Origin of the sequence: Dyadobacter luticola (assembly GCF_005860805.1) — a bacterium.
Lineage (GTDB): Bacteria > Bacteroidota > Bacteroidia > Cytophagales > Spirosomataceae > Dyadobacter > Dyadobacter luticola.
The window spans coordinates 2,098,871-2,113,589 of sequence record NZ_VCEJ01000002.1 but is presented as its reverse complement, the minus strand read 5'-3'; the positions used below and the strand labels follow the sequence as shown (position 1 = coordinate 2,113,589).

General features: G+C 47.3%; 12 protein-coding genes and 1 tRNA gene. All 13 read right to left on the bottom strand.

What is annotated here, in order from left to right; genetic code table 11:
• Positions 1-3 precede the first annotated feature (3 nt).
• The 13 genes from FEN17_RS08890 to FEN17_RS08830 all read right to left on the bottom strand — a co-directional run bounded on the left by FEN17_RS08890 (position 4) and on the right by FEN17_RS08830 (position 14,711).
• Positions 4-423 carry an ester cyclase gene (locus FEN17_RS08890; protein WP_138364905.1) on the bottom strand — a complete coding sequence of 140 codons (420 nt, stop codon included), beginning with the start codon at positions 421-423 and terminating at the stop codon, positions 4-6.
• A gap of 70 nt (positions 424-493) precedes the next feature.
• A complete protein-coding gene (locus FEN17_RS08885; protein WP_138364904.1) occupies positions 494-1,366 on the bottom strand; it encodes a helix-turn-helix domain-containing protein in 873 nt (290 codons plus the stop codon).
• Between the two features lie 412 nt (positions 1,367-1,778).
• Positions 1,779-2,324, bottom strand: a complete 546-nt coding sequence (locus FEN17_RS08880) for a Crp/Fnr family transcriptional regulator (RefSeq protein WP_229208739.1) — start codon at positions 2,322-2,324, stop codon at positions 1,779-1,781.
• A 45-nt stretch (positions 2,325-2,369) separates the two neighbouring features.
• Positions 2,370-2,723: a hypothetical protein gene (locus tag FEN17_RS08875; RefSeq protein WP_138364902.1), complete on the bottom strand. Its 354-nt coding sequence runs from the start codon at positions 2,721-2,723 to the stop codon at positions 2,370-2,372.
• Positions 2,724-3,036: 313 nt separating this feature from the next.
• Positions 3,037-3,123, bottom strand: a tRNA-Ser gene (locus tag FEN17_RS08870).
• 62 nt (positions 3,124-3,185) lie between these two features.
• The gene (locus FEN17_RS08865; protein WP_138364901.1) at positions 3,186-4,259 is read right to left on the bottom strand and encodes an asparaginase; all 1,074 of its coding nucleotides are present in this window, start codon (positions 4,257-4,259) and stop codon (positions 3,186-3,188) included.
• The gene (locus FEN17_RS08860) at positions 4,234-5,028 is read right to left on the bottom strand and encodes a TatD family hydrolase (RefSeq protein ID WP_138364900.1); all 795 of its coding nucleotides are present in this window, start codon (positions 5,026-5,028) and stop codon (positions 4,234-4,236) included. The genes FEN17_RS08865 and FEN17_RS08860 overlap by 26 nt, the downstream gene beginning before the upstream one ends.
• Before the next feature lie 4 nt (positions 5,029-5,032).
• Positions 5,033-6,025: a glycosyltransferase gene (locus FEN17_RS08855; protein ID WP_138364899.1), complete on the bottom strand. Its 993-nt coding sequence runs from the start codon at positions 6,023-6,025 to the stop codon at positions 5,033-5,035.
• 3 nt (positions 6,026-6,028) lie between these two features.
• A complete protein-coding gene (locus FEN17_RS08850; protein ID WP_138364898.1) occupies positions 6,029-6,652 on the bottom strand; it encodes a polysaccharide deacetylase family protein in 624 nt (207 codons plus the stop codon).
• Positions 6,653-6,769: 117 nt separating this feature from the next.
• Positions 6,770-8,278: a glutamate synthase subunit beta gene (locus FEN17_RS08845; protein ID WP_138364897.1), complete on the bottom strand. Its 1,509-nt coding sequence runs from the start codon at positions 8,276-8,278 to the stop codon at positions 6,770-6,772.
• A gap of 55 nt (positions 8,279-8,333) precedes the next feature.
• Positions 8,334-12,917: a glutamate synthase large subunit gene (gene gltB / locus FEN17_RS08840; RefSeq protein ID WP_138364896.1), complete on the bottom strand. Its 4,584-nt coding sequence runs from the start codon at positions 12,915-12,917 to the stop codon at positions 8,334-8,336.
• 388 nt (positions 12,918-13,305) lie between these two features.
• Positions 13,306-13,728: an STAS domain-containing protein gene (locus FEN17_RS08835; protein WP_138364895.1), complete on the bottom strand. Its 423-nt coding sequence runs from the start codon at positions 13,726-13,728 to the stop codon at positions 13,306-13,308.
• Positions 13,729-13,778: 50 nt separating this feature from the next.
• Positions 13,779-14,711 carry a phosphoribosylaminoimidazolesuccinocarboxamide synthase gene (locus tag FEN17_RS08830; RefSeq protein ID WP_138364894.1) on the bottom strand — a complete coding sequence of 311 codons (933 nt, stop codon included), beginning with the start codon at positions 14,709-14,711 and terminating at the stop codon, positions 13,779-13,781.
• Positions 14,712-14,719: the final 8 nt, after the last annotated feature.

The following is a 14,719-nucleotide window of genomic DNA, read 5'->3' as shown; positions in this document are numbered from 1 at the left end:
CGGCTAATTCTGCAATTGAGACATTACATCCGACAGCGTCGTGATTCCCCAATGTTCAAAGTACCTGCCGTCTTTCACCCTGACGATGTCGATCACGTCGATATTGACCGCTCTTCCGGTGGCCGGAATGCCTAGCAAAGCGCCAGTTTGCGTTCCGCTGATCGTTTTGCGGGTAGTAACCAGGTCACCTTCCGCAACTTGCTGGTGAATTGTTACCTGGATGTCGGGCATTGCCGGGCGAAGAATTTCATTGAAAAAGTAAATCATGCCATCCGCACCATTGCTCATGCCCTCTGGCGCAGAACGATTTACGAATTCCTCGTCCATAAGTTCATAAAAGCTTTGCAGATTTCCCTGGGCGATTACTTCCTCGTTGAAGCGGCGTACTACTGCTTTGTTGTTTTCGGTCATTGTTTCCATCATTATTTTGTTTTTGTGATGACCAAAATTACAGTCGCAGGCTGCGGGGCAGGTAGGGATAGACGGTCAACCGCTACGGCGCAACGTTCAAATGCTTCTGCTGGTAATCGCTCGGCGTGCTTCCAAAATGATTCCGGAATGCTTCCGAAAAACTGGAATGGTTCTGATACCCAACCCGCATATACACACCGGAAGGGCTTTCGTCAAATGTTCGGAGCAGGTCCGCAGCCAGTTCAAGCCTTTTGGCCAGCAACCATTTTTGAGGGGAGGTTTGATAAATCTCGCCAAATTTTCGCTTGAATGTGGAAGTGCTCATGTGGCAGAGGAATGCAAGGTCCTCCACCGTAGTTGGCTGACCGATCTGGCTTTCAACCACTTTCTTGATTTGCAGTTGCTGTTTGTCGCGGGTCAGGATCTGGATAGCGTGGAACCTGTCCGGATCGGTCTGGAACATATACAATAGCAGTTCCTCGATTTTAAGCAACCGGATTTCTGCTGGCAAAGTCCCGCCACTTTTGAGCAGAACTTGTAAAGAAGCAATGAAATGTTTGATGAAAGAGTCCTGCCTGAAAATCAAAAAAGGCTGCTTATTGGCTTTGGCAGCTGTTTCGTTCAGCAGGTAATCATACTTTATCAGAAACCGGTTAAATACTTCATTGCTGAAATAAAAGAGAATGCTCGTGAACTGATTTGTACCGGCAAGCAGCTCGGAGGTAAGCACATTTCCTGTCGAAAGAACAATCAGTTCGCCCGCATGAACAACCGCCGTCGCGTCGGGATAAATGATTGTTTTCGTGCCACTCACCAGCAGGTTGATCATATTTTTATTCAGGACGATCCTGTTTTTGACTGAGTCACGATCGGAGTTGTAGTAACGAATTACGACATCGTCCTGTCGGGCCGCAGCGTCATCCAGGAGATCGTCGGGTAGGTAGTAGGTCTTCATTTCAATCGATCATTATTCTCTATGGGTAACTACGTACAAGAAAGTACTATAACGTTAGGTATGTGGCACAGCTTTTTTGTGTTTAAAATTGATTTACCATAACTTAATATACATAAAGACATGGGAATAAAGACAGGACCTAAAAAAGTTGCCGCTTCAACAGAAGAGCCGGACAAGCGCCAAAGGGATAATAAAGAATCCCCAGGCAATACACCATCGTTGAAACCGCACAAGCACAAAAAAGGCGACTAGCATTTCGAGAGCTTGATGAATATCGCATGAAACTATGTGCAGGCTAGGAAATTTCCTAGCCTTTTTTTTGCTTTTGATAGCAATTTGGAGTGAATCAGTTTTTCCTGATTCATCCTTAAAATCCAAAAGACCGCGATTGAAATAAATTATCCACATCGGATCAAGTGCCACTTTCTTTTCGGATCATGCTCAGGAAGGCGGGTGTGATACCCAGATAACTAGCGATATGTTTCTGCGCGATGCGTTGCTCCAAACCAGGGTGGCGTTTGCGGAATTCGAGATAGCGTTGTTCGGCCGTTTTATAAAGTTGGGAGGTTATGCGACGCTGGTAAAGTTCAAAACCATTTTGGTTTAGGATCCGGAAAAAACGCTCGAATTTTGGGATGATTACGAACAATTTTTCCAGCTGAGGTAAAGAGATATAATACACTTCGCTGTCTTCCAGCGCCTGAATGGAATTAGCAGACGGCTGCACATTAAAAAAGCTCACAATATCGCAGGTCCACCAATTTTCTGGATAAAAACCGATAATGTGGTCTTCGCCCGTTTTGTCCGTATAAAACATGCGCAGGCAGCCGTGCTTCACAAAGTAAATGTGCCGGTCTATTTCACCTGCATTCAACAGTGAGACTCTCTTTCTAAATTTTTTGAGCTGAAAAAAAGTGAGCGCCTGCTCCTGTTCATCAGGTGCAAGCGCTATGTGCATAGCAAAATTGTTCAGGATAAGCTCGTGCATCGGCAAGATAAAGTATTACAGTGCAGACCGACGCGTCATGTACAGTTTCAGGTCTGCCAGGGCGGCGAGGCGAAGTGGTTCGGCTATATCGCGGTAGGCATCGCTTTGCGCTACGGTTAAAAATGCTTCGGCGCTGGCATATTCCACAATAAGAATGGCATCCCAATCTTCGCCTTCATCCGCTATTATGCTAGCTAGCATGTCGCTCAGCAGGGTCACTTTGGCTTCCATTCCCAGAATTCCCACGACCTTTTTAAAAGCCGGGAGATACTCTTCAATATACAGACGTCGGTCCGCGAATTTAAGCATATTCAACATTAGTATCGGTCCTGTGCCTGGCACGGTGTCCGGAATTGTTACTACTCTCATATGTAAAGAATGTTATTAATAAGTGAAGGTTTGTTTCCCAAACCCGATGTAAACCGCGCCCGATCCAGGGCAATTCTTGTGCAGAAAAGAATACTTTCTTTGCGCTTTGTTATATTTTCCATAGCACAAAGGTCGCCCGGCCAGGCTACAAAAAAGTTTAACTAGTTGAAGAGTTTCGAGGTAGTTGTGCTGATAGGTTGGGATCAGGCGTAGCAGTTTGATTCGGCAGGCCAGATGGTGCAGGTATTTGACGGTTTAGCCAAAAGCAAAAAGCCTGTAAATGTTAAATTTACAGGCCTTAATACGCTTTTTGCAGAGAGGATGAGATTCGAACTCACGACACAGTTACCCATGTACCACCTTTCCAGGGTGGCCCCTTCAACCGCTCGGGCACCTCTCTATTTTGTTGTACGGGGTGCAAATATAGTAAAGTGGATCTGCAAAGCAAATTTCAAGTGCAAATCAGATACTCATTTCGCCGCGTAAAGGGTTTGCCAGCATTTCGATACACTTTTGGGCGTCGGTTTCCTTGCCGAAAACGTACATCATTTTTGTAATAGCCGCTTCGGCTGTAATGTCTGAGCCGCTCACTACGCCTACTTGTTCCAGGAATTTACTGGTTTGGTACTGTCCCTGACTTACCCTTCCTCCGTCACATTGCGATACGTTGAAAATGACGATGCCGCGGTCGATGGCTTTGCTGATCGCGTTCAGGAACCAGATATCCGTCGTAGCATTGCCGGAGCCGTATGTTTCCAGCACCACGCCTTTTAATCCTTTGATATTCAAGGTCGATTGCACGACCACCGGCGTAATGCCGGGAAACATTTTCAGAAATGCTACGTGGTTGTTGAGCGTTTTGTGCACCACAAATTTTGGCCCCGGCTCGTAGGGTTTCACGTAAGGTAAGTTATAGTCAATGCTGACACCCGCATTGGCCAGCGGCGGGTAGTTTTCGGAGTGAAATGCGTTGAAATCAGAGCTTTCCTTCTTTTTAGATCGGTTTCCGCGCAGCAGCTGCGAATTGAAATAAATGCAGACTTCGGTAATAATCGGGTGGCCGGCTTCATTCTTGGCAGTTGCGAGTTCAAGTGCAGTGATCACATTCTCACGTGCATCCGAGCGCGGCACACCGATAGGTAATTGCGCGCCGGTAAGTATGACTGGTTTGTTCAGATTTTCAAGCAGATAACTCAGTGCCGAAGCTGTGTAAGCCATCGTATCCGTGCCATGCAGGATCACAAAACTGTCGTACTGATCGTAGTTCGCCTCAATAATTTCCACCAGCTCCACCCATATTTCCAGGTTAATGTTGGACGAATCGATCGGCTCGGCGAGGGACAAAAAGGTAATGTCGAAATCCAGGCGGCTGATTTCCGGCAGTCTTTCCATGATCTGCTGGAAATCAAAAGGTACCAGCTGTTTTCCTTTTCGCTCGTAAATCATTCCCAGCGTGCCGCCAGTGTAAATCACAAGTACTGAGCCATTTGTGGGCTCGGGTGAGATGGGGTTAATGTGAATTTTCGTGTAATCCATGTGGGTTATTTTTGGTCAACAGGCGCAGGGCTGTACGGGTAGTCGTTTCCATAATGTGTGCTTTGGTAGTCTGTTTCAAATCGGCCACGCGCTGGGCAACGAGGTCGATGTATGCAACCTCATTCCGTTTGCCGCGATAGGGGATAGGCGCCAGGTAAGGGCTGTCGGTTTCAAGTACCAGATGTTCGAGGTCAACAAAAGGCAGGACTTTGTCCAAACCACCGTTTTTAAAAGTGGCAACCCCACCGATTCCTAGTTTAAAACCGAGCTCTATGGCTTTTTGCGCTTCTTCCAATGTTCCCGTGAAACAATGAAAAATACCCGTCAACTTGGAATCACCGAAGTCTTCGATCAGTTTTACCGTTTCCCAAAAAGCGCTCCGGCTATGGATATCGATCCACAAATCATGTTTCCGGGCCAGCTTACATTGATATAAAAACGCTTTTTCCTGCTGCTCCCGAAATGTCACGTCCCAGAAAAGATCTATCCCAATTTCACCGACGGCGATAAAGGGATATTTGTCCAGCCAAGCTTCGACGATCGCAAGCTCATTTTCGAAGTCCTCCTTCACATAAGTCGGATGTAACCCGATCATTGGCAGACATTGACCAGGAAATCTTTCGGCCAGCTGCATCATTCCATCAATGGTCGTATGGTCGCAGTTTGGCATCCATATTTGTTCGATCCCGGCTTCCCAGGCCCGGGAAAGCATGGCATTACGGTCGTCGGTGTAATCGTCGCTGTAAATGTGGGCGTGGGTTTCAATCATAGGGTTAATATTCCCGGCCTTTCCAGACCAATTTTCCGGGTAAAAAATAGTTTATCAGCATAATCCATCCCAGCACGGTCATGTAAAACCAAAACAGGAATGCTGCCTTCCAAAGATCGTATTGTTTGAGAATGATAACGGAAATCAGACAAATGACGGTTACGATCACATAATATCTTACGAATCCCGCCAGCGGATCGATCGGCCACCAGATATTTAAAATGAGTAAAATCGGGACGATCAGCGACGAAAATATCAGGCTCCATTTTGTGACCCAAAAAGATTCCATCACCCCTTTCATCCAGCGCTTTCGCTGTTTCAGGAGTTCGGCGAATGTATTCACAGGTTCAGAAACACTCAGAATCTGCTCTTGATAAGCCATCTTGAAACCATAACCTTTTCTGACAATACCCATAAACAAAGCATAATCCTCCACGATCGAAAACCCCAGCTTTTCATAGCCGCCGGCATTAAAATAAGCTTCCCGCGTAGCCGCCATGTTATTTCCCATACCCGTGATCGGGATTTTAAAAAGTGAGAAAAAACGGGCAACAGTGAGCGCAAACAACCATTCGATAGACAACATATCGGCCAGCAAATGACTTTTTTTCATCCGCGTCAAACCCACCACAACACCGGTCTTTTCCTCGAAATGCGGCAGCATACCATTGAGCCACTCAGGTGAAACAGCAATATCCGCATCGCAATAAAACAGGTATTTCCCCACAGCGTAATGCGCAAGCTGGGCCAGCACATTGGCTTTTCCAGTTAATCCAGCCTGCTTTTGGGTAATCTTAGTGTATTTAAACTGACTTTTATCCGCGATGAAACGATTGGTAATTTCTGCCGTCAGGTCCTCGGAATCGTCGTCGCCGATGATGATTTCAATATTATCTTTTGGGAAATTCAATGCATCCAGCGAGCGGAGGCACCTTTCGATGTTCTGCTCTTCATTCCGGGCGGCAAGCAGCACGCTTACTTTAATTTGACCACTCATAAATTATTGCATCGGCAAGGCTTCGAAAGCGTATCCTTTCTGCGCGTAATGGTCAAGAAATCGGGGCAAAGTGTATTGCATATTTTTTGAGGCTTTAAGGCTGTCGTGAAACAGAATAATCGAGCCAGGGCGGGTGTATTCGATGGTTTTTTTTAAACAAATTTCAGGAGTGAGGTTTTGTGAGAAATCGCCGCTCAGCACGTCCCACATAATGATCTGCTTGTCAGCGCGTACAATTTTGGATTGACTTTTCTTGATCCTCCCATAAGGTGGCCGGAAAAGCTTCGTGGCGAAGTCCAGCTGGCGGGTACATTTTTCGATGTTGTCCAGGTAAGTGTTATTCTCACTTTTCCAGCCATTTAAATGATTAAATGTGTGATTTCCGATGGCATGTCCGCCTTCCAGTAGTTTCCTGAAAATCTGGGGATGTTTGCGCACATTATCGCCGATGCAAAAAAATGTGGCTTTTGCCTGAAACTGTTCCAGCGTGCTCAGCACCCACTCCGTGATGTCCGGGATCGGGCCGTCGTCGAAAGTGATGAACAATTTTTTCTCTTTGGTCGGGACGCGCCAGACGAAGTCCGGAAAAATAGCTTTTAACCAAAAAGGCGATTGGTGCAGAAACATGAACGGGATGCGCTTGAATTTTCAAATATAACGTCTGAAAAATAAGAAGCTGCCCTTTTGGAGCAGCTTTCTTATCAATAACAATTTATAGAGGTGGCTTAAGACCTTTGTAGTTTTTTATGCATGCGCAAAAACAGGATTGAACATCGACACAGCCTTCGCCTCCAAAAATGACTCACCCATCAGGTACTCATCCACCGCGCGGGCAGCCTCACGTCCCTCGCTAATTGCCCAGACAACCAGTGACTGGCCACGGCGACAGTCGCCGGCGGCAAATACTTTTTCGTTTGAAGTGGACTGATAACCAGTGGTTTTAATGTTGCCACGCTCATCAAATTCCAAGTCAAGGTCATTGAGCAGACCTTCCTGCTGCGGATGTAAAAATCCTGCCGCCAAAAATGCCAGATCGCAAGGTATATTTCTTTCGCTGCCCTCCACTTCTTTCATCTGCATCCGGCCCGTTTCAGGGTCTTTCTGCCAGTCGAGGTCAACAATTTTCAATTCTTTCAAATTACCGTTTTCGTCACCGACAAATTCCTTGGTATTGATAGACCAATGTCTGTCGCAACCTTCTTCGTGAGATGTAGAAGTGCGCAGCATCATTGGCCAGTTCGGCCAGGGTGTGCTGGAATCGCGGTCTTTCGGTGGGATTGGCATCAATTCAATTTGCGTAACCGATTTTGCGCCGTGACGGCCCGAGGTACCCACACAGTCGGAACCTGTATCCCCACCACCGATTACCACCACATGTTTGTCAGTTGCAAGAATTTCACCGTTGATATAAGTAGCGCCGCGGTGATCCACTGAGCGATCGATACCAGCCACGCGTTTGTTTTGCTGGCTCAGGAATTCCATCGCGAAATGTACACCTTTGAGGTTACGTCCCTGGATTTTCACATCACGAGGAACCGTCGATCCCATCGTCAGCACTACGGCGTCAAACTCATTCAAAAGTTCATCGGCTTTAATGTCAACCCCAACATTTACATTGGTACGGAACTCGATACCTTCCTCTTCCATCACCGCCAGACGACGGTCGATAATGCCTTTGTCCAGCTTGAAATCAGGGATCCCGTAGCGTACAAGCCCACCGATTTTATCAGCTCTTTCGAGAAGTACCACGGTATGTCCGGCCTGATTTAGCTGGTTACTCGCCGCCAAACCCGCTGGTCCTGAACCTACTACGGCTACTTTCCTGCCGGTACGGATTTTCGGGATTTTTGGTTTTACGAGGTTTAATTCGAAAGCTTTTTCAATGATCGCTTTTTCAATGTATTCGATCGCTACCGGCGGCTTGTTGATGCCGAGTACGCAAGATGCTTCGCACGGCGCGGGGCAAATACGTCCTGTAAACTCCGGAAAATTGTTGGTCGATGCCAGAATTTCGTAAGCCAACGCCCAGTTTTCGTCATAAACCGCATCATTGAATTCCGGGATAATGTTTCCCAGCGGACAACCATTATGGCAAAAAGGGATTCCGCAGTCCATGCAACGGGCTGCCTGCTGTTTGGAATTAGAGTCCGTGGGCGCTGTTTCAATTTCCTTATAGTCGTGAAGACGTTCTTCAACAGCTCTTTTCTTTGGCAACTCCCTCTGAAACTCTAAAAATCCGGTTGGTTTTCCCATTCTTTTACTTCTTATTAAATCGTTATGCTAATGATAATCAATTGAATGCGTAATATTATTGGTGAACAACGTCCACGACGATGTCTTTGTAAACCACGTTTTTGTCTGCGATCTGCTGCGCCAGCGTAATGCCGCGTCCCTCCAAAGCTTTTTTGAAATCGCTAGGCATCACTTTCACAAATTGTAAAACGGATTTCTCCCAATTCTGGATCAGCTGAAATGCGACATTGCTGGTTGTGTATTGGAAATGTTTGTCAAGATATTCACGCAGGATGCCTTTATCTTCCTCATTCAGAGATTCTACGGCTACCATTTCCATGTTCACTTTTTCTTTGAATGTGCCTGTTTTGTCCAAAACATAAGCCACACCACCCGACATACCCGCTGCAAAGTTACGGCCGGTTTCTCCGAGAATGATCGCCAGACCACCTGTCATGTATTCCAATCCGTGATCGCCCACACCTTCCACCACCACCTTCGCACCGGAGTTACGCACGCAGAAACGCTCACCTGCTGTTCCGCGGATAAATGCATCGCCCGAGGTTGCGCCGTAGAATGCTACGTTACCGATAATGATGTTTTCCTCCGGCTTGAATTTCGAATCACGGTCGGGATAAACGATCAGCTCGGCGCCGCAAAGGCCTTTTCCGAAATAATCGTTGGCATCACCTTCCAGTTCCAGACGTACCCCGTTGGTATTAAATGCTCCGAAACTTTGTCCGGCCGTACCGCGGAATTTGAAGTGAATGTTGCCTTTTGGCAAACCTTCGCCGCCATGTTTTTTCGAAATTTCGTTGGAAAGCATGGTTCCCAAAGAGCGGTTCAGGTTATTGATCGGGAACTCGCCGTAAATTTCTTCCTTGTTTTCCAATGCAGGCTGCGCCGCTTTGATCAGGTCAATGTCGAGAATTGCATCGATTCCGTGATCCTGCTCTTCCTGCTTGAACTGCGCTACCGACAAATCGCCTTCTTTATAAAGGATCGCGTCGAAGTTCAGGTTTTTGTATTTCCAATGTTTGATATCATTCCGCAATTCCAGGTACTGCGCTTGTCCCACCATTTCATTGACGGTGCGGAAGCCCAGCTGCGCCATGATCTCGCGCAATTCTTCGGCCATGAATGTGAACATATTCACCACATGCTCAGGCTTTCCGGAGAACAATGCACGCAATTCTTTACGCTGGGTAGCCACGCCCACCGGGCAGGTATTCAGGTGACATTTACGCATCATGATACAGCCCGCCGCTACCAGTGCCGCAGTTGCCACGCCCCACTCTTCGGCGCCAAGCATTGCTGCAATCGCCAAGTCACGGCCTGTACGAAGCTGACCATCAGCTTGTACGGTAACCCGTCCGCGTAATTTGTTTTTTACTAATGTCTGATGTGTTTCGGCCAAACCAAGTTCCCACGGAAGACCCGCGTGGCGGATCGAGCTCAGCGGCGATGCACCAGTTCCGCCGTCGTATCCCGAGATCAGAATGTGATCGGCATGTGCTTTGGCTACACCGGATGCTACGGTACCTACGCCAGCCTCAGATACCAGCTTCACGCTGATTCTTGCCTGACGGTTCGCATTTTTAAGGTCAAAAATCAACTGCGCCAAATCCTCGATCGAGTAAATGTCGTGGTGAGGAGGAGGGGAGATCAAGCCCACACCCGGCGTCGAATGTCTCGTGCGTCCGATCCAGTCGTCCACTTTAAAGCCTGGCAACTGACCACCTTCGCCCGGTTTTGCACCCTGCGCAGTTTTGATCTGCAATTCACCCGCATTACTTAGGTAGTGACTCGTCACACCAAAACGGCCTGATGCAACCTGCTTGATCTGCGAGTTCATCCAGTCGCCATTTGGCAGCTTGTTGTACCGCAATTCGTCTTCACCGCCTTCGCCGGAGTTGGATTTCCCGCCGATGCGGTTCATCGCAATCGCCAGGGTAGTATGCGCCTCCCACGAGATCGAGCCGAAGGACATTGCCCCGGTCGCGAAACGTTTGAAGATATTTTCAGCGGATTCCACTTCTTCCAAAGGAATAGAAACACCTTTTTTAAATCTCAGTAGACCACGCAGCGTAAGTGCCTTATGCCCCTGGTCGTCAATGAGTTTTGAGTATTTTTTAAATAATTCGTAACTATTGGTCTTCGTCGCCTGTTGCAGCAAGTGAACCGACTGTGGATTGAAAATGTGCGCCTCGCCGCGCTGTTTCCACTGATATACACCACCCACTTCCAGTCTAGGTTTCTGGTCAGGCGTAGAATGGTAGGCTACTTTATGACGGATCAGAATTTCGCGCGCAATGTCGTGGATACCCATACCGCTGATGCGGGAAATGGTACCCGTGAAATATTTGTCCACCACCTCTTTATTCAGACCCACACATTCGAAAATTTGCGCGCCCTGGTAAGACTGCAATGTCGAAATCCCCATTTTGGAGAAAATCTTCAAAAGCTCTTTGTTAACCGCCTTAATGTAATTGTAGTGCAGTTTCTCGTCGGTAAATTCTCCTTCGATCATGCCTTTTTTGTTCATATAGGCCAATGTTTCAAAAGCCATATAAGGACAAATACCGGCAGCGCCGTAGCCGATCAGGGTAGCAATGTGATGCGTTTCCCAAACATCACCGGCTTCAACCAATAAACCTACCTTACCACGAAGACCCTCGCGGATCAAATGGTGGTGGATGGTTGCAGTAGCCAGCAAAGATGGGATAGGAGCGTGGTCAGAGTCGATGGCGCGGTCAGACAGAATTAGAATTTCAAATCCGTCCTCGATCGCATCTACTGCGTACCGGCAAATGCGGTCTAATGCTCTTTCCAGCGCTTTTCCACCTTCGTCAGCGCGGAAATACGTGTTGATTGTTTTTGCCTGAAAACCGTCACGGTCCACAAAACGCAGCTTATCGAACTCCTGCACCGAAAGCAGCGGGTGCGGCAGCGCAATCTGGCGGCAATGTTTCGGACTTTCTGTCAATATATTTTCGTTACCTCCCACAAACGAGATCAGCGACATGATCGAGCGCTCCCGGATCGAGTCGATCGGCGGGTTGGTAACTTGTGCAAAAAGCTGTTTGAAGTAAGTCGACATGTGCTGGCTCTGCTCGGACAAAACGGCCAGCGGGCTGTCGGTACCCATCGAACCTATCGCTTCCAAGCCAGTTTGGGCCATCGGCGCAAGGATCATCCGCAAATCTTCGGAAGTATACCCAAATGCTACCTGACGTTTCAACAGCGCATTTTCGTCATAAGCGCGGTAAGTACGGATCGGATGTTCCAGCTGGTCTACGTGCAATTTGTTCTCATCCAGCCATTTCTGGTATGGTTTGGCAGAACAAACCTGCGCCTTCACTTCCTCATCGGGAATGATGCGGCCTTGCTCCATATCCACGACAAACATACGTCCTGGTTGCAGGCGGCCTTTGGTTACAACACGCGATTGATCCACATCTAAAACCCCGGCTTCCGACGCCATAATGATGGTATCATCGTCCAAAACCCAGTATCTTGAAGGACGCAGACCGTTCCGGTCCAATGTTGCGCCCACCATCTTGCCATCTGTAAATGAGATCGATGCAGGTCCGTCCCAAGGCTCCATAATCGCCGCGTGGTATTCGTAGAAAGCGCGTCTTTCCGGGTCCATCTGCTCATTACCGTCCCACGCTTCCGGGATCAGCATCATCATCACGTGCGGCAGGGAGCGGCCGGACAAATGCAGCAGCTCGATCGCATTATCCAAATTCGCGGAGTCGGACTGGTTCCTGTCGCAGATCGGCAGGAGCATGTCCATTTCTTCCTTGGTAAAAAACTCGGAGTAGAATGATTTTTCTCCGGCGCGGATCCAGTTTACATTACCTTTTACGGTATTAATCTCACCATTGTGGGCAATGTAGCGGAAAGGCTGCGCCAGTTCCCAGGAAGGAAATGTATTGGTAGAAAAACGTGAGTGGACTACCGCCAGGGCAGAAACCACCGATTCGTTTTCCAGGTCCGGGAAGTAATATTTCAGCTGCGCAGTAGTAAGCTGTCCTTTGTATGAAATGGTACGGCAGGAAAGCGAAGAATAATAGAAACTCTTCGCGCCGCCTTTCACGGTATCTTTAATCAGTCTGGTCGAAACCTGACGGAGTATAAAAAGCTTTCTTTCAAAAGCGGTATCGTCGGAAATATCGTCCGGGCGCTTGATGAAAACCTGCTCCACGCAAGGCTCCACAGAAAGCGAACCTTCACCCAATGTATTGTTCAGCGTAGGTACTCTGCGGTATCCCAGCAGATGCAGGCCGAGTTTCTTAATTTTGCGATTCAGGATATCCCTGCATTCCTCGCGGATGGTTTCGTCGCCGGGGAAGAAGATCATTCCCACGCCATATTCACCTGCAAAAGGAAGCTGGAAGCCTAATTTGGTACTTTCCTCTACAAAAAATTCGTGAGGTATCTGAATAAGGATGCCGGCGCCATCACCGGTATTTGGATCAAAGCCGGTAGCCCCACGGTGTTCCATGCGCTCTAACATGTGAATGGCATCAGCCACAATCTGGTGTGACTTACGGCCCTTAATGTTAGCCCGGAAACCGATTCCACATGCATCGTGCTCAAATTCCGGACGGTACAGTCCCTGATTTTCTACCATTTGTTCAGACATTTTCGACATTCGCGGCGATTGTAGAGTAATTGATAAATTCGTAATTAGAATTTATTTAAATAAGCGGTTAAAAAAATGCGCTAAACCGCATTTGTGTTATGAATAGGGTAAAGCCACGCAAGATAACCATAAAAAATATTTGGCTTAATATGCGAATAGCAAAATTTTATTATAGTCTAACCTTTTGATCGTTTCGTTACAATATTTATAGAAATATTGATAATACCTTAAAGACATACGTCAAAACTTAGCAAAATGATAATGTAAAGTGACCATTTTACCGGCTTGGAAGATTACAAATTCGCTCTTACTAAATTAATAAAAATTTTGAAATGCGGGCACAAAAAACGCCCCGATGTTGATTCGGGACGTTGAAATATCTGTAACCGTAATGTACTTATGGCTCTTTCGATTCGCTTACACCTTCGTAATCCTCATCGTCATAATCGTCGTCGCCGGCACCAAATTCGTTTTCCAGGTTGTTCATAAACACCGCGTCAATCGCCTCTTCTTTGGTGGGCAAAACTGTCAGATCAGGAATCTTCAAACCTTCCAGCAAGTCCATAAAATCATCGTCGCGGGTCACGATTACCAACAGCCCAAGATCATTGGCGCACAGCCAGTTAACCTTCTTCAATACCGTAACGCCAGCGGTATCCACCGACTTGACAGTCTGCATATTGACGATCAGACTATGGTAGCCTTCCCTGAAAAGTGTTTTAACCGTATCTTCAAATGAAGCCGGAATATCCTGTGCAAATGCCGTTTCTTCCAGTTCGATGAAAACGTATTGCTCTTTCTTTTCCAGTTTATAGTTCATTACAATGTTCGTTTTGTCAGATAATGTGTTTAAAAATGGGACCGACTAAGTTACAATGACCGCAGAATGGCCGACTCAATGCGTTTCAACGGGTTATCGAGGTTGTTTTTCTGAAACTTGTTACCAGTTACTTTTTCAAAAAGCTCAATGTAACGGTCGGTGATCAGCTGCACGCGCTCGTCGGTCATTTCAGGCACGGATTGTCCGTCTTTTCCCTGGAAACCATTCTGAATGAGCCATTCTCTTACAAATTCCTTGCTAAGCTGTTTCTGCGCCACACCCGCTCTCTGGTTTTCCTCGTAAACATCCGCATAAAAGTAGCGCGAAGAATCCGGCGTGTGGATTTCGTCGATCAGGTAAATGACACCATCCAGCTGTCCGAATTCATATTTTGTATCTACCAAAATCAATCCCTGGTCGGCGGCCATTTCGGTGCCTTTTGCAAACAATGCGAGGGTATATCTTTGCAAATGCTCGTATTCATCTTGGCTTACAAGACCTTGCGCCAGGATTTCTTCCCTTGATATGTCCTCGTCGTGGCCTTCATGCGCCTTTGTAGTAGGGGTGATAATTGGGGTCGGAAGTTTATCATTCTCTTTCAAACCTTCCGGCAGCGAGACACCGCAAACAGATCTTTTTCCAGCCGAATATTCCCGCCACGCGTGGCCGGCAAGGTATCCCCTCACCACCATTTCCACCGGGTAGGCCTGACATTTAATGCCGATACTCACATTCGGATCCGGCACTTCCAGCAGCCAGTTCGGTACGATACCCGAAGTCGCCGTCAAAAAATGCGCGGCTATCTGGTTCAGTACCTGGCCTTTATAAGGTATCGCCCTCGGCAGGATCACATCAAAAGCCGAAATGCGGTCGGTAGCGACCATGACCAGTTTTTTGTCAAAAGAATAAACGTCGCGCACTTTTCCTTTGTAAAAAGCGGTCTGTCCTGGGAATTGAAAGTGAGTTTCTGGTATGCTATTCATTATTTTTC

What these genes read in the sequence shown, in the direction of transcription:
- FEN17_RS08860 (WP_138364900.1), bottom strand. Translation starts at nt 5,028, where the DNA reads ATGATTGAAACCCACGCCCACATTTACAGCGACGATTACACCGACGAC.
- FEN17_RS08830 (WP_138364894.1), bottom strand. Translation starts at nt 14,711, where the DNA reads ATGAATAGCATACCAGAAACTCACTTTCAATTCCCAGGACAGACCGCT.
- FEN17_RS08865 (WP_138364901.1), bottom strand. Translation starts at nt 4,259, where the DNA reads ATGGATTACACGAAAATTCACATTAACCCCATCTCACCCGAGCCCACA.
- FEN17_RS08890 (WP_138364905.1), bottom strand. Translation starts at nt 423, where the DNA reads ATGATGGAAACAATGACCGAAAACAACAAAGCAGTAGTACGCCGCTTC.
- FEN17_RS08875 (WP_138364902.1), bottom strand. Translation starts at nt 2,723, where the DNA reads ATGAGAGTAGTAACAATTCCGGACACCGTGCCAGGCACAGGACCGATA.
- FEN17_RS08835 (WP_138364895.1), bottom strand. Translation starts at nt 13,728, where the DNA reads ATGAACTATAAACTGGAAAAGAAAGAGCAATACGTTTTCATCGAACTG.
- gltB (WP_138364896.1), bottom strand. Translation starts at nt 12,917, where the DNA reads ATGTCGAAAATGTCTGAACAAATGGTAGAAAATCAGGGACTGTACCGT.
- FEN17_RS08880 (WP_229208739.1), bottom strand. Translation starts at nt 2,324, where the DNA reads ATGCACATAGCGCTTGCACCTGATGAACAGGAGCAGGCGCTCACTTTT.
- FEN17_RS08845 (WP_138364897.1), bottom strand. Translation starts at nt 8,278, where the DNA reads ATGGGAAAACCAACCGGATTTTTAGAGTTTCAGAGGGAGTTGCCAAAG.
- FEN17_RS08885 (WP_138364904.1), bottom strand. Translation starts at nt 1,366, where the DNA reads ATGAAGACCTACTACCTACCCGACGATCTCCTGGATGACGCTGCGGCC.
- FEN17_RS08855 (WP_138364899.1), bottom strand. Translation starts at nt 6,025, where the DNA reads ATGAGTGGTCAAATTAAAGTAAGCGTGCTGCTTGCCGCCCGGAATGAA.
- FEN17_RS08850 (WP_138364898.1), bottom strand. Translation starts at nt 6,652, where the DNA reads ATGTTTCTGCACCAATCGCCTTTTTGGTTAAAAGCTATTTTTCCGGAC.